This is a genomic window from Rhodanobacter soli, from assembly GCF_040548735.1.
GTDB classification, from domain to species: domain Bacteria; phylum Pseudomonadota; class Gammaproteobacteria; order Xanthomonadales; family Rhodanobacteraceae; genus Rhodanobacter; species Rhodanobacter soli_A.
Map to the genome: position 1 here is coordinate 990,628 of NZ_JBEPSD010000001.1, position 26,016 is coordinate 1,016,643.

General features: G+C 66.9%; 27 protein-coding genes. 11 read left to right on the top strand and 16 right to left on the bottom strand.

What is annotated here, in order from left to right:
* The first annotated feature begins 78 nt into the window (after positions 1–78).
* On the top strand, positions 79–909 hold the full coding sequence (locus tag ABIE04_RS04710; protein WP_354547415.1) for a kinase: 831 nt from the start codon (positions 79–81) through the stop codon (positions 907–909).
* Between the two features lie 54 nt (positions 910–963).
* On the opposite strand, the gene ABIE04_RS04715 is transcribed toward ABIE04_RS04710, so the two are convergent.
* From ABIE04_RS04715 to ABIE04_RS04725, 3 genes are all read right to left on the bottom strand, one after another.
* Positions 964–1,167 carry a dodecin family protein gene (locus ABIE04_RS04715; RefSeq protein WP_214555582.1) on the bottom strand — a complete coding sequence of 68 codons (204 nt, stop codon included), beginning with the start codon at positions 1,165–1,167 and terminating at the stop codon, positions 964–966.
* Between the two features lie 110 nt (positions 1,168–1,277).
* Positions 1,278–1,622, bottom strand: coding sequence for a YbjQ family protein (locus tag ABIE04_RS04720; protein WP_354547416.1), 345 nt, complete (start codon positions 1,620–1,622; stop codon positions 1,278–1,280).
* 23 nt (positions 1,623–1,645) lie between these two features.
* Entirely contained in the window at positions 1,646–2,479 is an 834-nt protein-coding gene (locus ABIE04_RS04725) for an SDR family oxidoreductase (protein ID WP_354547417.1), read from the bottom strand.
* Between the two features lie 53 nt (positions 2,480–2,532).
* On the opposite strand from ABIE04_RS04725, the gene ABIE04_RS04730 reads away from it, so the two are divergent.
* From ABIE04_RS04730 to ABIE04_RS04760, 7 genes are all read left to right on the top strand, one after another.
* Positions 2,533–3,087 (top strand): shikimate kinase, encoded by a 555-nt coding sequence (locus ABIE04_RS04730; protein ID WP_354547418.1) that lies wholly within the window; start codon positions 2,533–2,535, stop codon positions 3,085–3,087.
* Positions 3,084–4,175 carry a 3-dehydroquinate synthase gene (gene aroB, locus ABIE04_RS04735; RefSeq protein WP_354547419.1) on the top strand — a complete coding sequence of 364 codons (1,092 nt, stop codon included), beginning with the start codon at positions 3,084–3,086 and terminating at the stop codon, positions 4,173–4,175. The genes ABIE04_RS04730 and aroB overlap by 4 nt, the downstream gene beginning before the upstream one ends.
* Positions 4,176–4,284: 109 nt before the next feature.
* Positions 4,285–4,545, top strand: coding sequence for a WGR domain-containing protein (locus ABIE04_RS04740; RefSeq protein WP_056387319.1), 261 nt, complete (start codon positions 4,285–4,287; stop codon positions 4,543–4,545).
* 5 nt (positions 4,546–4,550) lie between these two features.
* Positions 4,551–5,621: a uroporphyrinogen decarboxylase gene (gene hemE / locus ABIE04_RS04745; RefSeq protein ID WP_354547420.1), complete on the top strand. Its 1,071-nt coding sequence runs from the start codon at positions 4,551–4,553 to the stop codon at positions 5,619–5,621.
* Positions 5,622–5,694: 73 nt separating this feature from the next.
* The gene (locus tag ABIE04_RS04750) at positions 5,695–6,456 is read left to right on the top strand and encodes an alpha/beta hydrolase (RefSeq protein ID WP_354547421.1); all 762 of its coding nucleotides are present in this window, start codon (positions 5,695–5,697) and stop codon (positions 6,454–6,456) included.
* Between the two features lie 40 nt (positions 6,457–6,496).
* Complete coding sequence (locus tag ABIE04_RS04755) at positions 6,497–6,850, top strand: DUF3147 family protein (RefSeq protein ID WP_354547422.1); 354 nt, start codon at positions 6,497–6,499, stop codon at positions 6,848–6,850.
* A 157-nt stretch (positions 6,851–7,007) separates the two neighbouring features.
* Entirely contained in the window at positions 7,008–9,839 is a 2,832-nt protein-coding gene (locus tag ABIE04_RS04760; protein ID WP_354547423.1) for a valine--tRNA ligase, read from the top strand.
* 76 nt (positions 9,840–9,915) lie between these two features.
* On the opposite strand, the gene rimI is transcribed toward ABIE04_RS04760, so the two are convergent.
* The 3 genes from rimI to ABIE04_RS04775 are packed head-to-tail and all read right to left on the bottom strand — an operon-like array spanning position 9,916 to position 11,680.
* The gene (gene rimI / locus ABIE04_RS04765; protein ID WP_354547424.1) at positions 9,916–10,404 is read right to left on the bottom strand and encodes a ribosomal protein S18-alanine N-acetyltransferase; all 489 of its coding nucleotides are present in this window, start codon (positions 10,402–10,404) and stop codon (positions 9,916–9,918) included.
* 5 nt (positions 10,405–10,409) lie between these two features.
* The gene (locus tag ABIE04_RS04770) at positions 10,410–10,901 is read right to left on the bottom strand and encodes a hypothetical protein (RefSeq protein ID WP_354547425.1); all 492 of its coding nucleotides are present in this window, start codon (positions 10,899–10,901) and stop codon (positions 10,410–10,412) included.
* Positions 10,898–11,680 (bottom strand): CDP-alcohol phosphatidyltransferase family protein, encoded by a 783-nt coding sequence (locus tag ABIE04_RS04775; RefSeq protein WP_214555593.1) that lies wholly within the window; start codon positions 11,678–11,680, stop codon positions 10,898–10,900. Before ABIE04_RS04775 ends, ABIE04_RS04770 begins: the two co-directional genes overlap by 4 nt.
* Before the next feature lie 111 nt (positions 11,681–11,791).
* On the opposite strand from ABIE04_RS04775, the gene ABIE04_RS04780 reads away from it, so the two are divergent.
* The 3 genes from ABIE04_RS04780 (at position 11,792) to ABIE04_RS04790 (ending at position 14,617) form a co-directional block, all read left to right on the top strand.
* Positions 11,792–12,214 carry a DUF4124 domain-containing protein gene (locus ABIE04_RS04780; RefSeq protein ID WP_354547426.1) on the top strand — a complete coding sequence of 141 codons (423 nt, stop codon included), beginning with the start codon at positions 11,792–11,794 and terminating at the stop codon, positions 12,212–12,214.
* 116 nt (positions 12,215–12,330) lie between these two features.
* The gene (locus ABIE04_RS04785) at positions 12,331–14,028 is read left to right on the top strand and encodes a proline--tRNA ligase (protein ID WP_354547427.1); all 1,698 of its coding nucleotides are present in this window, start codon (positions 12,331–12,333) and stop codon (positions 14,026–14,028) included.
* A gap of 265 nt (positions 14,029–14,293) precedes the next feature.
* The gene (locus tag ABIE04_RS04790; protein ID WP_354547428.1) at positions 14,294–14,617 is read left to right on the top strand and encodes an H-NS histone family protein; all 324 of its coding nucleotides are present in this window, start codon (positions 14,294–14,296) and stop codon (positions 14,615–14,617) included.
* Between the two features lie 271 nt (positions 14,618–14,888).
* Here ABIE04_RS04790 and ABIE04_RS04795 read toward each other — a convergent pair whose 3' ends face one another.
* The 10 genes from ABIE04_RS04795 to ABIE04_RS04840 form a co-directional block, all read right to left on the bottom strand.
* Positions 14,889–16,169, bottom strand: a complete 1,281-nt coding sequence (locus tag ABIE04_RS04795) for a threonine/serine ThrE exporter family protein (RefSeq protein ID WP_354547429.1) — start codon at positions 16,167–16,169, stop codon at positions 14,889–14,891.
* Positions 16,166–16,612 carry an NfeD family protein gene (locus tag ABIE04_RS04800; RefSeq protein ID WP_354547430.1) on the bottom strand — a complete coding sequence of 149 codons (447 nt, stop codon included), beginning with the start codon at positions 16,610–16,612 and terminating at the stop codon, positions 16,166–16,168. Before ABIE04_RS04800 ends, ABIE04_RS04795 begins: the two co-directional genes overlap by 4 nt.
* A gap of 10 nt (positions 16,613–16,622) precedes the next feature.
* Positions 16,623–17,567, bottom strand: coding sequence for an SPFH domain-containing protein (locus ABIE04_RS04805; protein ID WP_354547431.1), 945 nt, complete (start codon positions 17,565–17,567; stop codon positions 16,623–16,625).
* 59 nt (positions 17,568–17,626) lie between these two features.
* Positions 17,627–19,012, bottom strand: a complete 1,386-nt coding sequence (locus ABIE04_RS04810; RefSeq protein ID WP_354547432.1) for a sensor histidine kinase — start codon at positions 19,010–19,012, stop codon at positions 17,627–17,629.
* A 31-nt stretch (positions 19,013–19,043) separates the two neighbouring features.
* Positions 19,044–19,367: a hypothetical protein gene (locus ABIE04_RS04815; protein WP_354547433.1), complete on the bottom strand. Its 324-nt coding sequence runs from the start codon at positions 19,365–19,367 to the stop codon at positions 19,044–19,046.
* A 78-nt stretch (positions 19,368–19,445) separates the two neighbouring features.
* Positions 19,446–20,789: a sigma-54-dependent transcriptional regulator gene (locus ABIE04_RS04820; protein WP_354547434.1), complete on the bottom strand. Its 1,344-nt coding sequence runs from the start codon at positions 20,787–20,789 to the stop codon at positions 19,446–19,448.
* An 88-nt stretch (positions 20,790–20,877) separates the two neighbouring features.
* On the bottom strand, positions 20,878–22,161 hold the full coding sequence (locus ABIE04_RS04825; protein ID WP_354547435.1) for an ABC transporter permease: 1,284 nt from the start codon (positions 22,159–22,161) through the stop codon (positions 20,878–20,880).
* The gene (locus tag ABIE04_RS04830) at positions 22,113–23,417 is read right to left on the bottom strand and encodes an ABC transporter permease (protein WP_354547436.1); all 1,305 of its coding nucleotides are present in this window, start codon (positions 23,415–23,417) and stop codon (positions 22,113–22,115) included. Before ABIE04_RS04830 ends, ABIE04_RS04825 begins: the two co-directional genes overlap by 49 nt.
* 60 nt (positions 23,418–23,477) lie before the next feature.
* Positions 23,478–24,695 carry an ABC transporter permease gene (locus ABIE04_RS04835; RefSeq protein ID WP_354547437.1) on the bottom strand — a complete coding sequence of 406 codons (1,218 nt, stop codon included), beginning with the start codon at positions 24,693–24,695 and terminating at the stop codon, positions 23,478–23,480.
* Positions 24,696–24,706: 11 nt separating this feature from the next.
* Positions 24,707–26,008, bottom strand: coding sequence for an ABC transporter permease (locus ABIE04_RS04840; RefSeq protein WP_354547438.1), 1,302 nt, complete (start codon positions 26,006–26,008; stop codon positions 24,707–24,709).
* Positions 26,009–26,016: the final 8 nt, after the last annotated feature.

Sequence of the window (26,016 nt, forward strand, 5' to 3'; positions counted from 1 at the left end):
CATGCCCGTTTGCGGGATGCCCCGCCGCCGCTGCCTGCCGGTGGCGGAAATCCCTCCCGGAACCACGGTGTCCCACGGATGACGTCCCACGCCGACCTGCAGAACGAGGCCCTCGCCGGCCATCTGCTCGACCAGTACGCCGGGCGCATCGCCCGCTCGCGCCGTCCCTACATCCTGGGCCTGTCCGGCCTGCAGGGCAGCGGCAAGAGCACCCTGGCGCGGGTGATGAAGGCCCAGGCCGAAGCGCGTGGCTGGCCCACCGAGGTGCTCGCGCTGGACGACTTCTACTACGCCCGCAGCGACCGCGAGGCGCTGGCGCGCGACGTGCACCCGCTGCTGCGCACCCGCGGTGTGCCGGGCACGCACGAGATCGAGCTGATGATGTCGGTGCTGGCCGCCCTGCCGCACGCCTCGGACAAGCTGCCGGTGTCGCACCCGCGCTTCGACAAGGGCCGCGATACCCGCTTCCCGCCGTCGCGCTGGCCGCGCACCACGCGCCCGCCCCGGCTGGTGATCGTGGAAGGCTGGGCGCTGGGCATCCGGCCGCAGCTGCAGGCCGCGCTGACCAGGCCGATCAACGAACTGGAACGCACCGAAGACCCCGACGGCAGCTGGCGCCACTGGGTCAACAAGCAACTGCGCGGCTACCAGCCGCTATGGCGCAAGTTCGATGCGCTGATCGTGCTGCAGGCGCCGAACTGGGAGATCGTGCGGCGCTGGCGCGGCGAGCAGGAGCAGGAGTTGCTGGCGCGGCACGCGCCGCTGGCGATGGACGCCACCGCGATGGAGCGGTTCCTGGCGCATTTCGAACGGCTCAGCCGGCACGCGCTGGCCACCTTGCCGGCCCTGGCCGATACCTGCGTGGAATACGACGACGACCGCCACGTGACCGGGCTCAGCCACGGCTGAATCGGGACGGGGAAGCATGGCGCCGCCCCGATCCTGATCCCTGGTCCGGGTCGATCAGTCGACGACGAAATTGATCTTCAGGTTGACGCGCCACTCGGCGATGGTGCCGTCGTCCTTGGTGACCACCTTGATCTCGTTGACCCAGGCGCCCTTGATGTTCTTCACTGACTCCCCCGCCTTCTTCAATCCGTGCTGCACGGCATCTTCCACGCCCTTGCTGGACGACGCGTTGATTTCGATGACCTTGGCTACCGACATGGCGACACTCTCCGGTGGAATCGTGCAAACGGCACGCTGCGTTCCCCCCGCCTGAAGCCCGAGTCTGACCCGCCGCCGTGCGCAAGGACAAGCCGCACTGCAAAATCACCTCACGTTGACGCTTCGACCTGCACCGCCGTGCCGTAGGCCAGCACTTCGGTGACGCCCTGGGCCACCTCGTTCGCGTCGTAGCGCATCGCCACCACGCCGTTCGCGCCCATCGCTGCGGCATGCCGCAGCATCAATTCGAACGCCTCCTCGCGCGCCTTCTCGCACAGCTCGGTGTAGATCGAGATGTTGCCGCCGACGATGGGCTGCAGCGCTGCGCCGAGATTGCCGACCACGCTGCGCGAACGCACGGTGATGCCGCGCACGATGCCGAACGAACGCACGATGCGGCAGCCGGGAATCTCGTTGGCAGTGCTGACCTGGTGATGCGGAACGGTGTTTGCCATGGCGGTTCTCCGTGGTGGATGGTTCAGCTGTCGAGCAGCGCCGCGTAGCCTTCGCGCGCGTCCGGCCATTGCGGCGCCCAGCCGCTGGCGCGCAGCCGCGCATTGCGCAGCCGCTTGCTGCCCACACCGGCCGGCGCCGCGCCCTCGGCCGGCAACGGCGCATCGATCAGGGCGGCCAGGAAATCGTACAGCTCGTCGAGCGGCATCGGCGTGTCGTCGACGCCGAGATACAGCGGCTGCGGCGACTTCAGCCGCAGCAGATGCGCGATCGCCGCCGCGGCATCGTCGACGTGGATCCGGTTGGCCCAGTGCGGCGTCTCGCGCGGCACCCGCAGCTGCCCCGCACGCAGGCGTTCGATCAGCTGCAGCCGACCCGGCCCGTACAAGCCGGCCAGCCGCAGCACGGTCGACGGCAGCGATTGCTCCGCCAGCCACTGCTCGGCCTCGAGCAACACCGCGCCGTTGAATCCCGGCGGGTCGGTCGGGGTAGCCTCGTCGACCCAGTCGCCGTCGTGCTCGCCGTACACGGCGCTGGACGAGACGAACAGCACCCGTGCCAGCTTGCGGCGATCGAGCGCGTCGAGCAGGTGACGCAGGCCGTCCACGAAGATCGCGCGGTACGCCGCCTTGTCGCGCGTCGCCGGGGCCGGCAGGTAGACCAGCCGGGTGATCCCGGCCGGCAGTTCGCGCAGGCTGACCGGATCGGTCAGGTCGCCGCGCAGCCAATGGATGCCGTGCATGCCGCGCGCCGGCGGCCGGCGCCGCAGCGCCCACACCTCGTCGCCGTGCGCACGCAGGCGCTGCGCCACGCGTTCGCCAAGATCGCCGCATCCGGCCAGCAGGATACGTTCGCTCACCACCACCCTCCTGTCGATCTGCCCAGGTTGATCCGCCCTGTTAGCATTTGCCCATGAACCCGTCGCACAACCTGTTCCTCATCGGTCCCACCGGTGCCGGCAAGACCTCGATCGGGCGACGGCTTGCCGCGCATTATGGCCTGACCTTCGTCGATCTCGACCAGGAGATCGAACGTCATTGCGGCGTGGACGTGAACACGGTATTCGAGATCGAGGGCGAGGCCGGTTTCCGCCAGCGCGAAAGCACGCTGCTGGACGAATGCAGCCGCCGCCCCGGCGTGTTGCTGGCCACCGGCGCCGGCGTGGTGCTTGCGCCGCACAACCGCCAGCATTTGCGCGAGCGCGGTTACGTGGTGTGGCTGCAGACCACGATCGAACAGCAGCTGGAGCGGCTGGAACGCGACCACCGCCGCCCGCTGCTGGCGGTGCCCGACCGCCACGAACGGCTGCAGGCAATGGCGCAGGTGCGCGAGCCGATCTACCGCGAACTCGCCGATCTTGCGGTACCCGGCGAACACGGCAGCGTCGCCGCCGCCAGCGAACGCTGCATCGCGCTGATCGACCATCATTGGCAGCGCCCCGGCGCCTCGCCCAGGCAGACCGCATGAACGACCCGGCATTCCAGACGATCACCGTCGCCCTCGGCCAGCGCAGCTATCCGGTCTGGATCGGCGCCGGCCTGCTCGGCGATCACGCGCGCTGGCGCGCCATGCTGCGCGGCCGGCATGCGCTGGTGGTCAGCAACACCACGGTGGCACCGCTGTACCTGCCGCGCATCGAGGCAGGGCTGGACGGCCTGCGCTGGTCGTCCTTCCTGCTCGACGACGGCGAGGCACACAAGACGTTCGCCAACGTCGGCCGCGCACTGGAAGCGCTGGGCCAGCTCGGCGCCACCCGCGACGCCTGCGTGATCGCGCTGGGCGGCGGCGTGGTCGGCGACCTGGCCGGCTTCAGCGCGGCGTGCTGGATGCGCGGTATCGACTTCATCCAGATGCCGACCACCTTGCTGGCGATGGTCGATTCCTCGGTCGGCGGCAAGACCGGCGTGAATCTGCCGGTCGGCAAGAATCTCGCCGGCGCATTCCATCAGCCGCGCGCGGTGATCGCCGACATCGACACTCTGGCCACCCTGCCCGATCGCGAATACCGCGCCGGCCTGGCCGAGGTGATCAAGGGCGCGGCGATCGGCGACGAGCCGTTCTTCGCCTGGCTGGAACGACACGCCGCCGCGCTGGCCGCGCGTGACCCCGCCACCGTGCTGGAAGCGATCGCGCGCAAGGTCCAGTACAAGGCCGGCGTGGTCGCCCGCGACGAGACCGAGCAGGGCGAACGCGCCCTGCTCAACTTCGGCCACACCTTCGGTCACGCGCTGGAGACCGCCGGCCACTACACCACCCTGCTGCATGGCGAAGGCGTAGCGGTGGGCATGCTGCTGGCCGCCCGGCTGTCCGAACGCCTGGGCATGAGCGAACCGGCCGCCACCGCCCGCCTGCGGTGCCTGCTGGAAACCCTCGGCCTGCCCGTCACGATCCCGCCGGGCATGGACGCACAGCAACTGCTGGCGCTGATGCGGCTGGACAAGAAGAACACCGCCGGCACGCTGCGGCTGATCCTGTGGCGCGGCATCGGGCGGGCCGAGATCGTCGGCGGCGTGGACGAGACCGACGTGCTGGCCGTGCTGCAAGCCGCGGGATGAACCGCCGGGTGTGACGACATGGCCCGGCCGGGCCGCGGGTGCGCCCGCGCAAATCCTATAAACTGTGGCGTCCGGCTACGCGCCCGTTCGTGCTGCATCCCTGGAACCCATGCGCCTCTATCTGCAAACCGTGCCCGGCAGTACCGACGCACCCCGCTACGTCCAGATCACGCTGGAGCAGGACCTGCTCGGCGGCTGGACGCTGTACCGCGAATCGGGCACCCAGGGCGGCCGCGCCACGATGAAGCGCGAACAGTTCCTGGAGCGCGACGAGGCGGTCGCCGCCTTCGAGAAAGCCCGTGACGCCCAGCTCAAGCGCGGCTTCCGCCTGATGTTTGCCCAGGGGCTGGAAGGCCCGTACGGACGTTGATTGAAATGACCGATGTGTTGAAGAACGACCGCTTTCTGCGCGCGTTGCGCCGCGAACCCACCGACACCACACCGATCTGGGTGATGCGCCAGGCCGGCCGCTACCTGCCCGAATACCGCGCCACCCGCGAGCGTGCCGGCAGCTTCATGGGCCTGGCGCAGAACCCCGAGTACGCCTGCGAAGTCACCCTGCAGCCGCTCGAGCGCTTCGAGCTGGACGCCGCGATCCTGTTCTCCGACATCCTCACCATCCCCGACGCGATGGGCCTGGGCCTGTCGTTCGCCCACGGCGAAGGCCCGCAGTTCGCGCGCCCGGTGCGCACGGCTGCCGACATCGCGAAACTCGCCGTACCGGACATGGACGGCGAGCTGCGCTACGTGATGGATGCGGTGCGGCTGATCCGCCGCGAACTGCACGGCCGCGTGCCGCTGATCGGCTTCAGCGGCAGCCCGTGGACGCTGGCCTGCTACATGGTCGAGGGCGCCGGCTCGCGCGACTTCGCCACGCTGAAGACGATGTGCTGGAACGAGCCGAAGCTCGCCCACCAGCTGCTCGACACGCTGGCGCAGTCCGTCGCCGCCTACCTGATCGCCCAGGCTGCCGCCGGCGCGCAGGCGCTGATGATCTTCGATACCTGGGGCGGCCTGCTCGGCCCCGCCCCGTTCCGCGAATTCTCGCTGCGCTACATGGCGCAGATCGTCGCCGCGCTGAAAGCCGACACTCGTGCGCGCGAGCTGCCGGTGATCCTGTTCTCCAAAGGTGCCGGCCAGCATCTGGCGGACATGGCCGACATCGGCTGCGCCGCCCTCGGCGTCGACTGGACCATGCATCTCGCCGATGCCCGCCGCGCCGTCGCCGGCAAGGTCGCCCTGCAAGGCAACCTCGATCCGGCCGTGATGCGCGCCAACCCCGAGGTGATCCGCCGCGAGGCCCGCGCCGTGCTCGACAGCTACGGCAACCACCCCGGCCACGTGTTCAACCTGGGCCACGGCATTACCCCGGAAGTGAATCCGGAGCACGTGAAGGTGCTGGTCGACGAAGTGCACGGCTACGGCCGCGAGCTGCGCGCGCGCTGAGTCGCTGCGCCGCCGCTGGCCTTTGCCCGACGCCTCACGTAGCCTGCGCCGGGTATCCCCGAGGAGCTGTGTGATGACCATGACCATCGCAAGCCACGCCCGCCTCGTCCGCTGGACCTGCCTGATCCTGCTCTGCCTGCCCGCCCTCGCGCTGGCCGGCGAACCGCTGACCCTGCACGCCGCCGATGGCGTGACCGTGTACGGCACGCTCGGCCGGGCGCAGCCGCACGGCCGCAGCATCGTCCTGCTGTTCCATCAGGCCCACGCGAACCGGCACGAGTACGACAGCGTGGTACCGGCGCTGCAGAAACTGGGTTTCGACACGCTCGCGATCGACCAGCGCTCCGGCGGCGACCTGTTCGGCGGCCACAACGAAACCGTGGCGAAGCTCGGCGCGTCGGCGGATTACCTGGCCGCGCTGCCCGATCTCGAGGCCGCCCTGGCCTGGGCCCGCGCGCAGCACTACGCGCGCATCGTCGCGGTGGGCAGTTCCTACAGTTCCTCGCTGGTGATCATGCTGGCCGCGAAACATCCGCAAGGCCTGAGCGCCATCGCCAGCTTCTCGTCGGGCGAATATTTCGACGACAAGAATCTGATCAAGCACGCAGCCGCCAAGGTGGTCGTGCCGTTCTACATCACCACTGACCCGGACGAGGCCGACAACGTGGCCGAGGTACTGCGCGACGCGCACAGCGCCAACATCGTGCACTACCAGCCCAAGGTCGGCGTGCACGGCGCCTCGACCCTGGTCGCGGCGCGCGATCCCGGCGGCTGGCAGGCCAACCTGGCGAGCTTCACCACCTTCCTGCGCGGCCTTTCCGCGCCGGCCCACTGACTCGCGCCCGCCGGCAGACTTCCCTTTCGCGGAGCGCCCGATGGCCTGGCTCATCAGCAAATACCTGATCACCGCCGCGGTGGTGGTGGTCGTGTCCGAAGCGGCCAAGCGCAGCGACCGCCTCGGCGGGCTGATCGCGGCGCTGCCGCTGGTCACCGTGCTGGCGCTGATCTGGCTGCACGTCGAGCATCAGTCGCAGACCAAGATCGCCAACCACGCCTGGTACACCTTCTGGTACGTGGTGCCGACCCTGCCGATGTTCCTCGCCTTCCCGGCGCTGTTGCCGCGGCTGGGCTTCTGGCCGACCCTGCTGGCCTGCGTGCTGATCACCGTCGTGTGCTTCGGCGCATTCGCCCTGCTGATGCGGCGCTTCGGTATCGACCTGCTGCCCTGAGCCGCCATCGACTGCGGCGCCTGAAGTAGCCATTTTGGCGCCGAACGTGCCCGCGGCAATGGCCGTTTTTTTGGCAGCCCAGCCCCCGCCCCGTACAATTACCGCTTTAGCCCATGACAAAGCGCGCGTCCCGCGCGCGCCACCGAGCGCAATTCAGATGGAAAAGAGTTTCGAGCCTGCCCAGATCGAGTCGACGTGGTACCAGCGCTGGGAAGCCAGCGGCGCGTTCCGGCCGTCGGGCAAGGGCGCGCCGTATTGCATCCTCCTGCCGCCGCCGAACGTCACCGGCACGCTGCACATGGGACATGCGTTCCAGCAGACGGTGATGGACATGCTGGTGCGCTACCACCGCATGCGCGGTTTCAACACGTTGTGGCAGGTCGGCACCGACCATGCCGGCATCGCCACCCAGAAGATCGTGGAGAACCAGCTGGCGGTCGAGGAGAAGACCCGGCACGACCTGGGCCGCGATGCGTTCGTCGAGCGGGTGTGGCAGTGGAAGGAGGAATCCGGTTCCACCATCACCAACCAGATGCGCCGCATCGGCGCCGCCGCGGACTGGTCGCGCGAGCGTTTCACCATGGACGAGGGCCTGTCGGCCGCGGTGCGCAAGGTGTTCATCGACTGGTATCGCGCGGGTCTGATCTACCGCGGCAACCGGCTGGTGAACTGGGACCCGCTGCTGGGCACGGCCGTCTCCGACCTTGAAGTGAACAACGTCGAGCGCGATGGCCACATGTGGTCGATCCGTTACATGACTGCCGACGGCGCCGCGTCGCTGGTGGTCGCCACCACGCGCCCGGAAACCATGTTGGGCGACGTGGCCGTGGCGGTGCATCCGGAGGATGAGCGTTATGCCCATCTGATCGGCCAGATGCTGCACCTGCCGTTGACCGGCCGGCAGATTCCGGTAATCGCCGACGATTACGTGGACCGCGAATTCGGCACCGGCTGCGTGAAGATCACCCCGGCGCACGACTTCAACGACTACGCGATCGGCCAGCGCCACCAGCTGGCGCCGATCACCATCTTCACGCTGGATGCGAAGGTCAACGACAACGCGCCGGAAAAATACCGCGGCCTTGATCGCTACGACGCGCGCAAAGCCGTGCTGGCCGACCTCGAAGCCTCCGGCCTGCTGGTCGAGACGAAGCCGCACAAGCTGCAGGTACCAGTGAGCCAGCGCTCCGACGCGGTGATCGAGCCGATGCTGACCGACCAGTGGTTCGTCGATCTGACTTCGGACGTCCAGAAGGATGGACGTCCCGGCGGCCGCAAGGCGATCACCGAACCGGCGCTGGATGCCGTGCGTTCGGGCGAGATCAAGTTCGTGCCGGAGAACTGGTCGACCACCTACACCCAGTGGCTGGACAACATCCAGGACTGGTGCATCAGCCGCCAGCTCTGGTGGGGCCATCGCATCCCGGCGTGGTACGACGAGGCGGGCAACATCTTCGTGGGCGAAAACGAGGCCGACGCGCGTGCGAATGCCGGCACCGCGCCGGTCGGCGCGCTGCGCCAGGACGATGACGTGCTGGACACCTGGTTCAGCTCGGCGCTGTGGCCGTTCTCCACCCTGGGCTGGCCGGCGGATGGCCCGGTGAAGAACGAGCGCGGCGAGATCGTGGCGAATTGGAAGGACGACCAGATCTTCCTGCCCAGCGCGGTGCTGGTCACCGGCTTCGACATCATCTTCTTCTGGGTCGCGCGGATGGTGATGGCGACCAAGTACTTCACCGGCCGCATCCCGTTCCGCGAGGTCTACATCAACGCCATCGTGCGCGATGCCGAAGGCCAGAAGATGTCCAAGTCCAAGGGCAACACGCTGGACCCGCTGGACCTGATCGACGGCATCGCGCTGGAGCCGCTGGTGGAAAAATCCACCCGGTCGCTGCTGATCCCGCAGGTGCGCGCCAAGGTCGAGAAGCGCATCCGCAAGGATTACCCGGACGGCATCCCCGCGATCGGCACCGACGCGCTGCGCTTCACTTTCGCCGCGCTGGCCAGCTACAGCCGCACGATCAACTTCGACATCAAGCGCGCCGAAGGCTACAAGGCGTTCTGCAACAAGCTGTGGAACGCGGCGCGGTTCGTGCTGATGAATTTGCCGGACGGTGAGATCGCCGCGCCGGCCGGTGCGCCGGTGACCGAAGCCGAGCGGTGGATCCTCACCCGCCTCAAGCAGACGCTGGGTGAAGTCGAGCAGCACTTCGTCAGCTACCGCTTCGACCTGCTGGCGCAGGCGCTGTACGAATTCGTCTGGAACGAATATTGCGACTGGTTCCTGGAGCTGTCGAAGCCGGCCTTGAACGGTGGCGACGCCGCCGCGGCCGCTTCGACCCGGCACACCTTGCTGGTGGTGCTGGAAAGCGTGCTGCGCGCGCTGCATCCGGTGATCCCGTTCATCACCGAGGAAGTGTGGGCGTCGGTGGCGCCGATGCTCGGCCTCGGCGAAGGCAGCCTGATGCAGCGACCGTGGCCGCGTGCCGAAGACATCGTTGCCGACGACGCGGCCACGGCCGAGATCGAGTGGTTCAAGAACGTGCTTTCGGGCGTCCGCAAGATCCGTTCCGAAATGAACATCTCGCCCGGCAAGACGATCCCGCTGCTGCTGGCCGACGGCGATGCCGGCGACCGTGCCCGCGTGACGAAGTTCGCCGCCCAGATCGCCTTCCTCGCCCGCACCGAAATGCCGCAGTGGATCGAGGACGGGGCTGAAGAACCCGCCGCGGCCGCGGCCGTGGTCGGCACGCTGCGCGTGCTGATCCCGCTCGCCGGACTGATCGATCTCGGCGCCGAAAAGACGCGCCTGGCCAAGGAAATCGCCCGCATCGAGGTCGAGATCAGGAAGTGCGAAGGCAAGCTCGGCAATGCCAGCTTCGTCGCCAACGCACCGGCCGAGGTGGTCGCCCAGGAGCGCCAGCGTATCGCCGACTGGAATACCACGCTGGGCGCGCTGCGCGAACAGGCAGCGAAGCTGCAGGGTTGATGATCGCCCCTTCCCCTGCTTGCAGGGGGAGGCTGGGAGGGGATCAAGCGCTTCGAAGCACCCGAAGCCTCTTCATCTATTTCCCAATATGGCCTTCGGCCAGATTGGGCTCGAGTGCCATCACGATCGCGTCCTCGCGACCATGGCGCGCGGGGTAATAGCGCGGCCGACGCCCGATCTCGCGAAAGCCCACCGACTCGTACAGCGTCTTCGCCAGCGGATTCGACGGACGCACCTCGAGGAATACCCGCTCGGCGCCGTTCCAGCGCGCGATGTCCAGCAAGCGCCCCAGCAGGTGCCGGCCCAGGCCGCGGCCACGCCAGTCCGGCCCGATGCACAGGTTCAGCACATGCGCCTCGCCGGCGCCCATCGACAGGATGCCGTAGCCGGCGATCGCCTCGTCCACGCACAGCACCCAGCACGGGTGCCCGGCCTTCACGCAATCGCTGAAGATGCCTGCCGACCACGGGAATTCGTAGGAGGCATTTTCCAGCGCGCTGACCGTATCCAGGTCTTCGGCCCGCATGCCGCGCACCTGGATCACCGGCTTGATCACCGCGACCATGGCGCTTAGCCGCCCGCAGCGGCCAGCGCGCGGCGCACGCTGCGCAGCGCGTTCCATAGCCGTCGCTTGGCATCGGCACTGGTCAGCACCAGCGCCGGTTCGTCGGCCAGCACGATCTGCGCCTGATGCATCACCGCCGCCGGCAGCGCGCGACCCAGCGCGTGCGCCTGCGCTTCGCCGAACACCAGGTAGGCCTGTGCCTCGGGCACGCCCGCGGCCAGCTCGCCGCCGCTCACCGTGACCCGCGCCGCGCGCGCCAGGGCGGCGCCGCACGCATTCAGGGCGCGGCCGACCAGGTCGAGCTCGCGCGCGCTGCAGTCCTGCGGCAACACCACCACGCAGGCGACGTTCGCCGCCATGTCGGCGGTCGCGTACTCCTGCTCGCCTGCCGTAACGGCGGCGGGCACCGCGCGCCGCTGCCATGGCGTCACACCCAGCGCGCGCAATACGCGGGCGCGATGGTCGGCGCTGACGTGCTGGCGTGGCAGGGCGCTCATGCCGCGCTGCGCCGTGCCCGGCGCCGATGGGTGGCCAGGCTCCAGATGGTCCATACCGGACCGGACAACAGGTAGAGCGTGAAACCGACGAACAACACGCGCGGCGTGTCCAGGATCAGCAAGGCCAGCAGCAGCACCGCGACCACCATCCACACGAACGGCACCCGCTGGCGATCGCCCATCGGCAGCGACTTGAAGCTGAAATAGCGGAAACGGCTGACCATCAGCAGGCCGACCACGATCGCGATCACCGGCGTGATGAAGCAGAAATCGCTGCCGGCTAGGCCGAACTTGTCCACGCTCCACACGAAGGACATGCACACCGCCGCCGCCGCCGGGCTGGCCAACCCCTGGAAATAACGTTTGTCGGCCACGCCGACCTGGGTATTGAAGCGCGCCAGCCGCAACGCGGCGCAGGCGGCGTAGATGAACGCGGCGGCCCAGCCCAGCTTGCCCCACAGCGGGCCGAAATCGCGCAGCGTCGACAGCGACCACGTATACATCACCAGCGCCGGCGCCAGCCCGAAGCTGACCAGGTCGGACAGCGAGTCGTACTGCACGCCGAACTCGGTCTGGGTGCCGGTCATCCGTGCCACGCGGCCGTCCATGCCATCCAGCAGCGCGGCGATGAACACCGCGACCGCCGCCTCGGTATAACGGCCGCCGATGCTGGCGATGATCGCGTAGAAACCCGCAAACATCGCCCCTGTGGTGAACAGGTTCGGCAGCAGGTAGATACCCCGGTGGCGGGGCGGGCGGACGGGCAGTGGCTCGCTCATGAATCAATCCGTGACAGGATGCGCGCAGTGTAAACCATCGGCTGCTTGAGTCCGGAACGCCGGGGTGATAACAAGGTGAACCTGATATTTCACGCAAACATGGAGAACACCATGCATCGTTCGCTGATTGCCGTGGCGCTGCTGTTGCTGGCCCCGCTGGCCGCCGCCCAGGTCTACAAATGGACGGACGCCAGCGGCACCGTGCACTACTCGGAAGCGCCGCCGGCACAGGGCACGAAGTATGTGAAGGTGACCACCACCGGCACGGTGGAACCGCTGGTCGCACCCGCGCCCAGCGAGACGGCGGAAAGCAGGGAGGCCACGGCCGAGCCCGCCAAACCGGTGGCCGACACGCCGGAAAACCGCAGCAAGATGTGCGACACGCTGAAGGCCAACCTCACCGCACTGCAGGCCGGTGGTCCGGTGGTGATGCAGCAGGGCGGCAAGACCGTCGCGCTCGACGATGCCCAGCGCAAGCAGCAGACCGCCGCGGCGCAGACGCAATACGACCAGTTCTGCCAGCAGGTCCGCTAAGCCATCACCCAGGCTGCGGCACCGCCGGCATCGGGCCGGCCGGTGCCGGCCATGGTCTGCGACGGTGACGGCAGCCCGCTACAATGGGCGTCTTCATTCACGCCGGAACCGCCCGCATGCGCCTCAGCCAATTCCACCTGGCCACCGTCAAGGAAGTCCCTGCCGACGCCGAAATCGCCAGCCACCAGCTGATGCTGCGCGCCGGCATGATCCGCAAGCTCGCTTCCGGCCTGTACACCTGGAGCCCGCTGGGCCTGCGCGTGCTGCGCAAGGTGGAAAACATCGTGCGCGAGGAAATGGACCGCGCCGGCGCGATCGAAATGCTGATGCCGTCGGTGCAGCCGAAAGAATTGTGGGAGGAAACCGGCCGCTGGGAGAAATTCGGCGGCCAGTTGCTGAAAATCAAGGATCGCAAGGGCCAGGAATTCTGCTACGGCCCGACCCACGAAGAAGTGGTCACCGACTTTGCCCGCAACGAGCTGAAAAGCTACAAGCAGCTGCCGGTCAACTTCTACCAGATCCAGACCAAGTTCCGCGACGAGATCCGCCCGCGTTTCGGCGTGATGCGCGCGCGCGAATTCCTGATGAAGGATGCCTATTCGTTTCACCTGACCCAGGAATCGCTGGCCGAGACCTATGCGGCGATGTACCAGGCTTATTCGCGCATTTTCACCCGCCTCGGCCTGACCTTCCGCGCGGTGCAGGCCGACACCGGCGCCATTGGCGGCAATGCCAGCCACGAATTCCAGGTGCTGGCCGATTCCGGTGAGGATGCCATCGTGTTTTCCGACGGTTCGGATTACGCCGCGAATATCGAGAAGGCCGAGGCGCTGGCGCCGACTGCCCAACGCCCTGCTCCTGCCGCCGCCCTGCAGCAAGTCGACACGCCCACGCAGAAGACCATCGACGACATCGCCAGCTTCCTCAAGGTCAGCCCGCAGCAGTGCGTGAAGACCCTGCTGGTGCGCGGTCGCGACGGCCTGGTCGCGCTGTGCCTGCGCGGCGACCACGAGATCAACGCGGTCAAGGCCGGCAAGCTGGCCGAGCTGCCGGACGAATCGGTGCTCGCCAGCGAAGAGGAAATCCGCGCCGCCACCGGCACGCGTCCCGGTTTCATCGGCCCGGTCGGCCTGCCGGCGTCGATCCCTGTGATCGTCGACCGCGACGCTGCCGTGCTCGCCGACTTTGTCTGCGGCGGCAATGTCGACGGCACGCACTGCACCGGCGCGAACTGGGAGCGCGATGCGCGCATCACCCGCATCGCCGACCTGCGCAACGTGGTCGAAGGCGACCTTTCCCCCGACGGCAAGGGCGTGCTGCACCTCGCCCGCGGCATCGAGGTCGGCCACGTGTTCCAGCTGGGCACGAAATACGCCGAGACGCTTGGCGCCACCGTGGTGGACGAAAGCGGCAAGCCGCAGGTGATGACCATGGGCTGCTACGGCATCGGCGTCAGCCGCATCGTCGCCGCCGCGATCGAGCAGCGCCACGACGAAGCCGGCATCCTCTGGCCGGAAGCCATGGCGCCGTGGCGGGTCGTGGTGTGCGTGATCAATCCGAAAAACGTGCCAGCCGTCAGCGCGGCCGCCGAGGCGCTATATCAGGCGCTGGGCCAGCGCGGCATCGAGGCCTTGCTGGACGATCGCGGCGTACGCGCCGGCAGCATGTTCGCCGACATGGAGCTGATCGGCATTCCGCACCGCGTCGTGGTCAGCGAGCGCGGACTGGCCGCGGGCACCCTGGAATATCGCGCCCGCGAAGACAGCGAAAGCCGCCCGCTCAGCGAAGACGAACTGTTTGCCCTGCTCGGCTGAACCGGCCAGCCGCCGCATTAACAAAAACGGCCGCCCAGTGCGGCCGTTTTTTTGCATTTGTTGTGCTAATTCGAAACTGGTCACACTATTAATTATGCTTAATGTGAAAGTACATTTCACAAGTGCACTGCGCTTTACAAGGATTCCGCAAATCAGCGAGAATCAGTATTGCAACAACTTCAAATGCGTCCGGCTTTGTTCCCAATAATGGCCAGACCATAGCCAGACCGTTCAATTGTCGATACTTACCCCCGGGAGTCAAATCATGGCCGTCGATATCAAGAACCTCAATCACAACCAACTCAATGACCTGATCAGCAAGGCGCAGATTCGCCAGAATGAACTGCGCAAGGAAAAGGTCGTCAAGTTGCGCGAGAAAGTGCATGCCTTGATCAAGGCCGAGGGTTATACCTTCGAAGACATCTTCGGCGGCACGCGCGGCAAGGCCAAGCGCAGCACCGGGACGGTCGCGCCGAAATACCGCAACCCGGCCAATCCCGCACAGACCTGGTCCGGCCGCGGCAAGCGTCCGCACTGGTTCAATGATGCGTTGAAGGCCGGCAAGAAGGAAAAGGATCTGGCGATCTGATCGCTGTTCCGTTGGCCGCTTCAATGAAAAGCGCCGGCTTGATGCCGGCGCTTTTTTGTTGGCCCAGGGCAAGGCCATATTCGCTTGATTCCTCCCCCTGCAAAGCAGGGGGAGGCCAGGAGGGGGTGGCTTTTGATCTTGGCCTTAGCCAGGAGCAACCCCTCCTCAATCCTCCCCTGCCTTGCAGTGGAGGAGGCGAAGGTGCCGTGCAGTCTCGTCGTCTTGACGTGCAAGGCAAACGAGATCGCCAGCGTCTTCGGCCGCTTTTGATTTAAAGAGATCTCCGGGGCGAAACCAGCAGGTCGCCGAACATCAGCCCCGCCACCAGCGACACCAGCAGGGTGACCAGCAGCAGGCCGGTATCGACGCTCAGCGTGGTGTCGCGTTCGAGCAGGAACGACACGCTGCGAAAACCCACGCTGCCCGGCACCAGCAGCAGGATACCCGGCTCGCGGATGACCGCGCCCGGGCGATGCGCGAAGCGCGCATAGACGTTCGCCAGCGCGCCCAAAAGCAGGCCGCCCAGGAACACGCCCACCGGCGCGCCCGGCAGCGAGCCGGAGATCGCACCGCCCCAGCGCGTGGCCAGGTAGCCCACCACCACCGCCACGATCACCACCGGCCAGTCGCGTCGGGCCGCGCGGAACAGGATCGCGAACGCGATCGCCGCGACCAGCAGGGCCGGGAAATCGGTCCAGGTCGGCAACGCCGGCAGCGCGAAGTCGCGGGCCGTGATGCCCACCGCGGCACACAGCTGGGTCGCCGCGATGGTGCCGAAGGTGAGCTTGAGCAGGGTCGACATCGCGCCGCCCATGCGCGCCATGCCGGACACCAGGTGCCCGCTGGAAATCTCGCGCACGGCGTTTGTCAGCGACATGCCCGGCACCAGGATGATCAGGCTGGCCAGCACCACCGACTTGATCGCCAGCGGCACCACGAACGCGCTCACCACGATCGTCACCGTGGTCGCCACCAGCGCGCAGATCGCGTCGCTGGCCACCGCCAGCCGCGGCCGGCTGGCTGCGAGCAGGGTGATGCAGCCGATGACCACGCCGATCGCGCCGGCCACCACCAGGTCCACCCAGGAACTGTGCAGGAACAACGCCGCGATGCTGGCGGCAGACAGGCCGTAACTGGCGATCGAGCCGATCTTCTCGCGCCGCGTGTCCGGCCGGCCCAGCTCGCGCAGCAGGCGGAAGCCCTCGCGCAGGCCAAGCTCCCCGGCGATCGCACGATCGGCGATGTCGTCGGCCTGGCACAACCGCTCCAGATTCACCTCGCCCGGCGCCAACCGCATCACCTGGGTGGTCTGCGCCACGCCTTCCTCGCCATGGGCCAGGTCGGCGAAGGAGATGATGATCGCGGTGGGACTGGACCAGACATCGGCGGACAGCCCCAGCCGCTGCGCCGCGCCGGCGATCGCCATCTCCAGCCGCGGCGCCGAGGTGCCGTACTGATGCAGCCGCCGCGCCAGTTCCAGCACGAACGCGATGCGCGTGGCCGACGCCGTGGTGGCGAACTGCTGCTGGCTGATGGTCTCGCCTGCGCTCATGCCGCCGCGCGTACCTGCAGCGTGGCGCCCTCCACCGCGACCACTTCCACCGTGGTGCCCAGCGGCAGGTCCGGCCCGCTGACCAGCCACTGGCCATCGCCCACGCGGGCCTTGCCGCGGCCGTTGACGATCGGCTCGATCAGCTCGTAACGCTGGCCGATCAACTGCTCGGCGCGGCGGTTCAGGCGCTCGTCACCGGGCACGCGACGTTCCAGCCTGGGCCGCAGCCAGCGCGCATAGCCGACGCAGGAGGCGAACGCGAGCAGGCCGAACAGCACCGCCTGCACCAGCAGGCCCAGCGTCGGATCGACCCACAGCACCACGCCCATCGCGGCGGCGCCCAGGCCGATCCACAGCAGGAAATAGCCGGGCAGCAGCAACTCGCCGGCGATCAGCAGCAGCGCCAGGATCCACCACAGGTAATGCGTCGAAAGCTCCCACATCGTCGTACCCTCAGCGCAGCGGCGGCTGGATGGCGGCCGGCTTCTGCTGCTGGCCGAGCGACTCCTTCGCCAGCTCGGCGATGCCGGCCAGCGAACCCAGGATGCCGGTGGCCTCGATCGGCAGCAGCAGCATCTTCTGGTTCGGCGACTTGGCCATTTCCTTCAGCGCCTCGACGTAGTTGTTGGCGACGAAGTAGTTCAGCGCGTTGACGTTGCCGTTGGCGATCGCGTCGGACACCATCGTGGTCGCCTTCGCCTCGGCCTCGGCCGAACGCTCGCGCGCTTCGGCCGTGCGGAACGCGGCTTCCTTCTCGCCTTCGGCGGCCAGGATCACCGACTGCTTCTCGCCTTCGGCCTTGAGGATCGCGGCCTGGCGGAAGCCCTCGGCGTCGAGGATGTTGGCGCGCTTCTCGCGCTCGGCCTTCATCTGCCGCGCCATCGCGTCGACCAGGTCGCGCGGCGGCGCGATGTCCTTGATCTCGATGCGGTTGACCTTGACGCCCCATGGATGGGTCGCCTCGTCGACCACCTTGAGCAGCTTCGCGTTGATCGCATCGCGCTGACTCAGCGACTCGTCCAGATCCATCGAGCCGAGCACGGTGCGGATATTGGTCATGATCAGCGCCAGCGACGCCTGCTCCAGGTTGGACACCTCATATGCCGCCTTGGACGCGTCCAGCACCTGGTAGAACACCACGCCGTCGACGCGCACCACCGCGTTGTCCTTGGTGATCACGTCCTGGCTGGGCACGTCCAGCACCTGTTCCATCATGTTGATCTTGCGACCCACCGCCTGGTAGATCGGGATCAGGAAATGCAGCCCCGGGCTCAGCGTGCGGGTGTACTTGCCAAACGTTTCCACCGTCCATTCGAAGCCCTGCGGCACGATACGCACCAGCTTGGCCACGCCGATGATGACCACGACCACGATAACCAACGCAAGTAGCTGTCCCATTGCCCACCCCATGTCCTGAAGAAGACTTGAGTATAGGCGAGGCCGTACCGCTTCGAGCGCTATCGGGCAGCTGCCTGCGGCAGGCGTAGGCTCACCCGCAGGCCGCCGCCTTCGCGGTTGGCCAGCAGCACGCGGCCGCCGTGCGCCTCGGTGATCTCGCGCGCCAGCGCCAGGCCCAGCCCGGTGCCGGAGCGCTTGGTCGAATAGAACGGCAGCAGCGCCTGCGCCAGCACCGTCTCGCTCATGCCGGGGCCACGATCGGCCACCTCGATGCGCAACTCGTTGCCGACATCCAGGATCGACAGCGTGACCTCGTCGTCCGGCCCGCCCGACTCGTGCGCGTTCTTGATCAGGTTGATCAGCACCTGCTCGATCTGCACCGCATCGAAATGCCCCGGCCGATCCGGCACCGGCGTCGCCAGGCGGTACTGGCAATGCAGCGCCAGCCCGTCGAGGAACGGCTTCCACTCGATCTCCACCGGCTGCGGCGTGGGCAGCTTGGCGAAGCTGGCGTAGCCGGCGATGAAGCGGTGCAGGTGCAGCGCGCGTTCGCCGATGGTGGCGAACACGCCGGGTAGCCGCTCGATCTGGCCGCGGCGGGCCAGCTCCGCACCGGAGTGCGCCAGCGAAGTGATCGGCGCCAGCGAATTGTTGAGCTCGTGGCTGATCACCCGGATCACCCGCTTCCAGGTCGCCACCTCCTGCCGCGACAGCTCGCGCGTCATGCGCCGGAACAGGTGCAGCCGATGCGGCCGGCCCTGCAGCCGGAACGCGCGCTGCGACAGGTGGAAGGTTTCCTCGCCGCCGTCCATCTCCACGCTGAGCAGGGCATCCTCGCCGCTGTCCACCGCCTTGCGCAGCGCTTCGGGCGCATCGGCCAGCAACTCGGCGAAGTCCAGCCCGACCAGGGTGCGGCCTTCATTGAACAGGTGTCGCGAGGCGATGTTCGCGTAGGCGACCCGGCCGATCGCATCGGTCAGCACCAGCGCCACCGGCGTGTTCTGCACCACCGTGTCCAGCAGCAGCTCGCGCTGCACCAGGTGCTGGCGCTGTTCGCGCAGGGTGTGCCCCAGCGCGTTGTGCATGCGGATCAGCTCGCCCAGCTCGTCGCGCCGGTCGACCGCGATCGAGAAGGTGAAATCGCCGTCGCGATAACTGGCCACCGCGCCCTCCAGCGCGCGCAGCAGCCGGCTCACCGGCGCCATCACCCGGCCGGCCAGCCAGAATGACAGCGGCAGCAGCACGATCACGCTGGCCAGCAGGCCGCCGTAGATGCCCAGTTGCATGGGCGCACGTATCGACAGCGCCAGGTCCTTGCGCAGCCACACCAGCAACTGCGGCAGCGGCCACTGGGTGACGCCGGCGTAGATCAGCGCACCGGCCAGGCCGGCCACGGCCAGCAGAAAGGTCAGGCGCCCCTGCAGCGAATTCAGGCGACGCCACATCGGCTGTTCTCCTCGACGGGGGAAAGCCGATTCAATGGCACCTGGCGTCCATCGGGGTCATCGCGCAGTCGAGCGGCGGCCGGCCGCCTACCCAGGCGCGCTCGGTGCCGAGTACCGCGGCCCGATCCATCGGACGCGGCGGCGGCTTGTTCAGCACGCCGCCATCGCTGCCGTCGCTGAACCTGAACGGACTTTTCTTCGACTCCGCCAGCACCACCGGCGAACCGAGCCGATACCGGGCCGGGCTGGCGGCGGCCTGCAGCGCCCAGTCCTCGCGGGAACCCGATGGCGCCTGCGCCAAGGCCGCGCCGGCCGTCAGCCAGGCGGCAACAAGCATGATCCGGCGATATCGCATGGCCCCTCCCCTGCTGGATGCATGCAGCCATCTTTCTACGCCTTCCAGTCGAGGACAAGCATCGCCGTCACATATCGCTCAAGCCGTGGTCGCCAGGCCGTAGCGCTCCATCCGCCGATACAGCGCCTGGCGCGACAGGCCCAGGCTCTGTGCCGCGCGGCTGACCACGCCATCGGCCTTGTGCAATGCGGTCTCCACCGCCTCGCGGCTGGGTTCGTCGAGGTTGCGCGCAGCGGCCGTTGCCGCATGCTGCGGCAGGTTCAGCAGCTCGGGAGTGATCGGGTGGCCGCCGGCCAGCAAGGCGGCGCGCTCGATCGCGTTCTTCAGCTCGCGCACGTTGCCGGGCCACGGATAGCCCAGCAGCGCCTCGCGCGCGGCATCACCGAACTCGGCGCGGCCATCCAGGAAGAATTCGGCCAGCGGCAGGATATCGTCGTTGCGCTCGCTCAGCGGCGGCAGGTTCACCTCGATCACGTTGAGCCGGTAGTACAGGTCTTCGCGGAACGTGCCGGCCTGGATCATCGCCTTGAGATCGGCATTCGTCGCCGACAGCACGCGTACCTTGGCCTGGCGCGTCTTCCCCGAACCCAGGCGCTCGAACTGTCCGGTCTCCAGCACGCGCAGCAGCTTCATCTGGCCGGGCAGCGGCAGGTTGCCGATCTCGTCCAGGAACAGGGTGCCGCCGTCGGCCAGCTCGAAGCGGCCCTCGCGCGCCTTGTTCGCGCCGGTGTACGCGCCGGCCTCGGCGCCGAACAGCTCGGCCTCGATCAGCTCGCCCGGCAGCGCGCCGCAGTTCACCGCCACGAACGGGCCGCGCTTCACCGCCGAGTTCGCGTGCACGATCGCCGCGATGCGCTCCTTGCCGGTGCCGTTCGGGCCGGTGATCAGCACCGGTACGTCGGAGCGGGCGATCTGGCAGGCCAGATCCAGCGTGCGCGCCATCGCCTCGGAGGCGAAGACCAGGCCGTCCAGTTCGTATTTGCCCTGCAACTGCTCGCGCCGCTGGCGCCGTTCACGGCGGCTGCGACTCACCTCGCGGGTCGACTCGGACAGCTCCAGCAGGTTCTCCACCGTGGCCAGCAGCTTGTTGTCGTCCCACGGCTTGGCCAGGTAGTCCGCGGCGCCGGCCTTGACCAGTTCCACCGCGGTCTCCAGGTGCGTCCACGCGGTCAGCAGGATGACCGGCAGGTCCGGATGCCGCTCGCGGATCGCCCGGAACAGCGCCACGCCCTCCTCGCCCGAGGTGGTGTCGGCGGTGAAATTCATGTCCTGGATCACCACGTCGACTGCCTCGCGCTGCAGCAGCGCCAGCCCCTCGTCGGGCGTCAGCGCGGTGAGCGGGCGGATCTCGTTGAGCGAAAGCGCCAGCGACAGCGCCTCGCCCACGGCCGGGTTGTCGTCGATGATCAGGACGGTTCGCATCTTTCTTCTGCACATGCGGACATGGATGCCGCTCCGGCCTGAAAGGTTGCCATGACTATGGTCATGCGTATACCCGCAGATCCACTTTTCATACCGATCTCGTCGCCACCACCGGCGGCACCGCCGCCGCGCGCAGCGCGGGGCCCAGCACGGCTAGCTGTCCAAGCACCCACAAGACCAGCGCGGCGATCGGCAGGTAGTACAGCGGCAACCGCGGCAGTTCGTAGTGCTTCATCAATAACAAATTCAACGCGACAGCAAGCAGCAATCCCAGCGCAATACCGCCGCTGACGATCAGGAAATTCTCGGTCTGGAAGTAACGCAGGATGTCGTTGCGGGTGGCGCCGACCGCGCGGCGGATGCCAATCTGGTGGGTGCGTTGCTGCACCCAGAAGCTGGACAACCCGACCACGCCCAACGCAGTCAACGCCAGCAGGCAGCCGATCACCACCAGCAGCAGCCAGATCAGTGCGCGATCGTCGTGGAAGTAATCCGACACGGTGCGTGCATAGCTGTTGCTGCCGGTGATGATGCGATCGTTGTCCACGCGGTCTAGCACGGCCGGGATGTCGCGCAGGACCGCATCGCGTGCGGCAGGCTCCATACGCAACACATACATGCCGCCGGGTATCGAGCGTACCGGCAACAGCAGGTTGTCTTCGCTGTTGGTGCGGCCCGACAGGGTCGGATTGAGCAGGTGCCTCGTCACACCGACGACGCGGGTGACGTACTTGCCCTTTTCGCCCATGAAGATCGGTTGACCCAATGCACTCTGACTGGGCCACAGACGATCGGCCAGCGCGCGCGTGACGATCACCGCCGAAGGCGGCGCCTGATTCGCGGAAGGGCTGTAATCGGCATATTCCTGCGGCAGGAAGTCGCGCCCCTGGTCCAGCTTGATGCCCAATTCGCCGACGATGCCAGGCGTGCCGAGGTACATCGCGATGTTGTTGAACGTGGCCTTGGGCAGGCCGGGTTGGACCGAGATACCGCTGCGCCACATGGCGGCATCCAACAGCGGCAACGAATTGACCCTGACCACTCCTGTGACACCCCGCATGTCGCGCAAGGCAGTCAGATCGGCCTGTTCCAGACTCATCCTGCTGGCTGGGTTGCCGTCCTCGCGAAGACTGTCGCTATTGACCCAGACGAGTTCATTGTTCGCCACCCCAGTGGTCAATTGCATATCCGAAAGACGGTCACCGATCAGGAACAGCGCGTTGCTGACGATGGCGCAGGTCAGCGCGATCTCCAGCATCACCAGGACTACGGTGGTCTTGTGATGTTTCAGTGCGGAAAGGATGGGATGCATGATCGTGGCTCTCACTGGATCTTCAGCGCGCGCGCCGGTGGCAGCCGGCAGGCGCGCCACGCCGGGAACATGGCGGCAAGTACGGTGGTGCATAGCGCCAGTACGAAAGTTGCGTACAACATCGGTGCGTCCAGATGCGCCAAGCCCGCGTACTGCGCCGGCTGCTGTCGCACCACCCACAAGCCGAACAACGCAAGCAGCACGCCGACCACGCCACCACACAAGCCCACCAGCGTTGCCTCGGCTAGCAACTGCGCAAAGATCGAACGCATCGATGCGCCCATCGCACGGCGCACGCCCATCTCACCGCCGCGTCGCAGGAATTTCACCAGCAGCAGCGCCACCGTGTTGACCAGGCACACCAGCATGAACCCCAGTGCCAACAGCGTCTGCAGTTGCACGCTCCCCGGCACCACCTTGTTGTAGTCCAGCCAGCCCATGAGATCGTGCAGACGCGTATTGGGTGGCCGCACGAAACGTCCCAGCATCTTTTGCTGCTGCGAGTAACTCACCAGAAATTCGCGATAGGCCCGCTGCTGCGCTGGCGTATCCAGCTGGACCCAGAACTGCAACCAGGAACACGGGGCCGTCTTGCGGTCCAGGTTGTTGAACGACATATATCCCCAGCATTCCAGGCTGCCGCCGATCCCTTGATGCAGTGCCAATGCGGTGGATAGAGGCATGAACACCTGCTCGCCGTCCTGGTAACCGCCCGAGGTAAGGTCGTAGAAATGCGGTACCGGACTCCACGGTTCGATCACCCCGACAATACGGAAGTCGTTTTGACCCAGACGCAGTATTTTTCCGACAGCCTGCCCTCCGCCGTACAACTTGTCGGCCAGTGTCTTCGCGACCACGATCACCCGCGCCTGCTTGTCATCGTCAGATGACGACCAGCCACCGCCACGTGCAAACGGCACGTCGAACATGGCGAAGAAATCCGCCGTGGTAAAACGCGCATCGACGTAGAAGGCGCGGTTGCCGCCCTGCGCCGGGCGCACCGTCACCTGACCACCCGACATGGCGGCTTGATGGGTGCCTTTGCGCGCCTTCAGCAAATTCGTCGCGTCGATCCAGGCCATCTGCGTGGGCGGCTCTTCGCCTACGCGATAGTCATCCATACCTCGCGGATCGAGCTGCGGATAGAACAACTGCGTGCTGCGTTCCGGCAACGGGTTGCCGGACATCACATGCAGCACCGTAAGCATCGTCATGCTCGCGCCGATGCCCAGGCCGATCGCCAGCACCATCAGCGCGGTGAGCACCGGGTTGCGCCTGAGGCTGCGCTGCGCCAGATCGAAGTAATAGCCGAACATTCCGTGTACCCCCATCAACCATTGAAATCACGTACCACGCTGTAGGAGCGCACCCGCCTGTCACACCGATCTCGTCGCCACCACCGGCGGCACCGCCGCCGCGCGCAGGGCCGGGCCCAGCACGGCTAGCTGGCCGAGCCCCCACAGCACCAGCGCGCCGATCGGCAGGTAATAGAACGGCAGGCGCGGCAGCTCGTAGTGCGTCATCAGTGCCAGGTTCAACGCGAATGCCAGCAGCATGCCGAGCAGGATGCCGCCGGTGACGATCAGAAAATTCTCGGTCTGGAAGTAACGCAGGATGTCGCCGCGGGTGGCGCCCAGCGCACGCCGCACGCCGATCTGCCGGCGTCTCTGCTGCACCCAGAAACTGGCCAGACCGACGATGCCCAGCGCGGTGACGCCGAGCATGGTGACGATCACGCCGATCAGCAGGTCGATCATGATACGGTCGGACTTGAAATAGTCCGTGCGCAGATCGGTGATGGTCTGGCTGTTTTCCTGATCGAGCACCACGTCCGGCGCGATCTTCGCCACGGCATCGCGCGCGGTACGCAGCACGCGCGGCAGATCGGCCGGACTGGCCCGCAGCAGATACGTGCCGGCCAGTGAACCTCCGGGCAGCGTCGGTGTGAACACCGTCCACTCGGCCGCCTGCGCGCCCCATTCGCGCGGATGCGCACGCGCAAAATGGTCGACCACGCCCATCACGCGGAAGTGCAGCTTGTCGCACCAGAATTCCTTGCCGATCGGGCTTTCTCCCGGCCAGGCGTGTTCTGCCAGCGCGCGGCTCACCAGCACCTGCGCGTCCATGGGAGCGAAATTGGTGGCGGGACGATAATCGTCCGCCTGCGGCATGCGGCCCTCGACCAGTTTCAGACCCAAGACCTGGAACGTACCCGGCTCGGCCAGTACGAAATCCACGACACCAATCGTGTTCTTGAAACTGTCGGCATCGCGCGAAATGCCTGCAGCGCCTGTTTGCGGTCCGAACGGTACCTGGTTGATCAGGGTTACCGCCTGCATGCCTGGTATCGCACGCAGGCCAACGAGCATGCGGGCGTTGACATCCGCAGCCTGGGTCGGCTCGAAGCCATTTACGGTCAATACGGCCAGCGAGTTTTCGTCGACGCCACTCTGCGTCTGGATCAGCTTCCAGCGCTGGACCACCAGGAAGCAGGCGTTGCACAACACCGCGCAAGCCAGTGCAATCTCCATCGCGATCAGCAACGTGGCAAGCCGGTGGCGGCGCAGGGCGGCGAGTATGGGTCGAATCTGCATGTGCGTTCTCCTCACAGCGCCTTGAGTTGCCAGGCGGGAACCACGCGACTGGCCCGCAACGCGGGGATCAGCCCGGCCAGCAGGCTGGTCGCGACCGCCGTCACGAAGGTGGTTAGAAACATGGCGGTATCCACATGCGCGAGATGCGCGTAGTCCACCGGCTGCTGACGCACCAGCCACAAGCCGGTCAGGGTCAGCAGCCAGCCGAAAAAGCCACCCAGCAGACCGATCACGCCAGCTTCGACCAGACACTGCGAGAAAATCGCGCGGCGGCTTGCACCAAGCGCGCGGCGCACGCCGATCTCGCCGCTGCGGCGCAGGAATTTCGCCAGCAGCAGACCCACCGCGTTGAACAGGCAAATGGCGAGAAATGCGGATGCCAGCCACGCCTGCAGGCGCACGTCGTCCGGCACCATGCCGCGGGCAGTCAGCATCGTCATCACATCGCGCACCCGGACGTGCTCCTTGCCTATCGCAAAACGCCCCATCGCCTTCTGCTGCTCCGCGTAATCAGCCACGAAGCGCGCGTAGGAGCTGGCCTTCGCTGGGCTGTCCAGTTCCGCCCACAGCCACACCCACACGCAATCCGAGTTCTGCAGGTGGTGCGTGTCGTCCGGCACATGCCAGCAGGTATAGGCCTGGAAGTTGCCCTCGTTGATTTCCATACTGCTAGTGAAAGGTACGAATACGTCTTCCGTCTTGCTGAAGTTCTGGCTCCACGGGTCGTAGAACAGCGGTGTGGGCCGCCACGGTTTGAGCACGCCGACAATGCGGACGTCGGTGTCGCGCACCCGCAGGCTGCGGCCGACGCTGTTGGCGCCGCCGAACAGCTTGGCATTCAGATCGGCCGAGATCACGGCCACGCGAGCGCGATTCGCATCGTCCTGAGCACTCCAGCCGGCGCCGTACTGGAACGGCACCTCGAACATCGGGAAGAAATCCGTGGTGGTAGAAAGCATGCTCAGGATCAGCGGCGGGCGCCCCGTTCCCGGCGCCCGCACTTTCACGGGACTGCTGGTGACGAGAGCCTGACGGTCGGCGCGGTGTGCGTTCCACAGGTCCGTCGCCGAGCGATAGTCCATGGCGGGATAGGGTTCCGTGTGGTCCGCCCTGGCGGGGTTCTCCGGATCGACTTGCGGGAAAAACAGCACGCCGCTCTTGCCGGGTATCGGGTCGCCGGACAACAGGTGCACCACCGTCAGCGTGGTCATGCTGGCGCCGATGCCTACGGCAATGGCCAGCACCATCAGCGCGGTGAGCACCTTGTTGCGCTTGAGGCTGCGCAAGGCTAGGTCGAGGTAGTAGGCAAACATCTTTCAGG

What these genes read in the sequence shown, in the direction of transcription:
- ABIE04_RS04770 (WP_354547425.1), bottom strand. Translation starts at nt 10,901, where the DNA reads ATGAGCGCCCTGCCACGCCAGCACGTCAGCGCCGACCATCGCGCCCGC.
- ABIE04_RS04780 (WP_354547426.1), top strand. Translation starts at nt 11,792, where the DNA reads ATGCATCGTTCGCTGATTGCCGTGGCGCTGCTGTTGCTGGCCCCGCTG.
- ABIE04_RS04715 (WP_214555582.1), bottom strand. Translation starts at nt 1,167, where the DNA reads ATGTCGGTAGCCAAGGTCATCGAAATCAACGCGTCGTCCAGCAAGGGC.
- ABIE04_RS04800 (WP_354547430.1), bottom strand. Translation starts at nt 16,612, where the DNA reads ATGTGGGAGCTTTCGACGCATTACCTGTGGTGGATCCTGGCGCTGCTG.
- ABIE04_RS04830 (WP_354547436.1), bottom strand. Translation starts at nt 23,417, where the DNA reads ATGTTCGGCTATTACTTCGATCTGGCGCAGCGCAGCCTCAGGCGCAAC.
- ABIE04_RS04785 (WP_354547427.1), top strand. Translation starts at nt 12,331, where the DNA reads ATGCGCCTCAGCCAATTCCACCTGGCCACCGTCAAGGAAGTCCCTGCC.
- ABIE04_RS04805 (WP_354547431.1), bottom strand. Translation starts at nt 17,567, where the DNA reads ATGGGACAGCTACTTGCGTTGGTTATCGTGGTCGTGGTCATCATCGGC.
- ABIE04_RS04840 (WP_354547438.1), bottom strand. Translation starts at nt 26,008, where the DNA reads ATGTTTGCCTACTACCTCGACCTAGCCTTGCGCAGCCTCAAGCGCAAC.
- ABIE04_RS04835 (WP_354547437.1), bottom strand. Translation starts at nt 24,695, where the DNA reads ATGCAGATTCGACCCATACTCGCCGCCCTGCGCCGCCACCGGCTTGCC.
- ABIE04_RS04790 (WP_354547428.1), top strand. Translation starts at nt 14,294, where the DNA reads ATGGCCGTCGATATCAAGAACCTCAATCACAACCAACTCAATGACCTG.
- rimI (WP_354547424.1), bottom strand. Translation starts at nt 10,404, where the DNA reads ATGGTCGCGGTGATCAAGCCGGTGATCCAGGTGCGCGGCATGCGGGCC.
- ABIE04_RS04810 (WP_354547432.1), bottom strand. Translation starts at nt 19,012, where the DNA reads ATGTGGCGTCGCCTGAATTCGCTGCAGGGGCGCCTGACCTTTCTGCTG.
- ABIE04_RS04815 (WP_354547433.1), bottom strand. Translation starts at nt 19,367, where the DNA reads ATGCGATATCGCCGGATCATGCTTGTTGCCGCCTGGCTGACGGCCGGC.
- ABIE04_RS04740 (WP_056387319.1), top strand. Translation starts at nt 4,285, where the DNA reads ATGCGCCTCTATCTGCAAACCGTGCCCGGCAGTACCGACGCACCCCGC.
- ABIE04_RS04795 (WP_354547429.1), bottom strand. Translation starts at nt 16,169, where the DNA reads ATGAGCGCAGGCGAGACCATCAGCCAGCAGCAGTTCGCCACCACGGCG.
- ABIE04_RS04750 (WP_354547421.1), top strand. Translation starts at nt 5,695, where the DNA reads ATGACCATGACCATCGCAAGCCACGCCCGCCTCGTCCGCTGGACCTGC.
- hemE (WP_354547420.1), top strand. Translation starts at nt 4,551, where the DNA reads ATGACCGATGTGTTGAAGAACGACCGCTTTCTGCGCGCGTTGCGCCGC.
- aroB (WP_354547419.1), top strand. Translation starts at nt 3,084, where the DNA reads ATGAACGACCCGGCATTCCAGACGATCACCGTCGCCCTCGGCCAGCGC.
- ABIE04_RS04710 (WP_354547415.1), top strand. Translation starts at nt 79, where the DNA reads ATGACGTCCCACGCCGACCTGCAGAACGAGGCCCTCGCCGGCCATCTG.
- ABIE04_RS04820 (WP_354547434.1), bottom strand. Translation starts at nt 20,789, where the DNA reads ATGCGAACCGTCCTGATCATCGACGACAACCCGGCCGTGGGCGAGGCG.
- ABIE04_RS04720 (WP_354547416.1), bottom strand. Translation starts at nt 1,622, where the DNA reads ATGGCAAACACCGTTCCGCATCACCAGGTCAGCACTGCCAACGAGATT.
- ABIE04_RS04760 (WP_354547423.1), top strand. Translation starts at nt 7,008, where the DNA reads ATGGAAAAGAGTTTCGAGCCTGCCCAGATCGAGTCGACGTGGTACCAG.
- ABIE04_RS04730 (WP_354547418.1), top strand. Translation starts at nt 2,533, where the DNA reads ATGAACCCGTCGCACAACCTGTTCCTCATCGGTCCCACCGGTGCCGGC.
- ABIE04_RS04775 (WP_214555593.1), bottom strand. Translation starts at nt 11,680, where the DNA reads ATGAGCGAGCCACTGCCCGTCCGCCCGCCCCGCCACCGGGGTATCTAC.
- ABIE04_RS04755 (WP_354547422.1), top strand. Translation starts at nt 6,497, where the DNA reads ATGGCCTGGCTCATCAGCAAATACCTGATCACCGCCGCGGTGGTGGTG.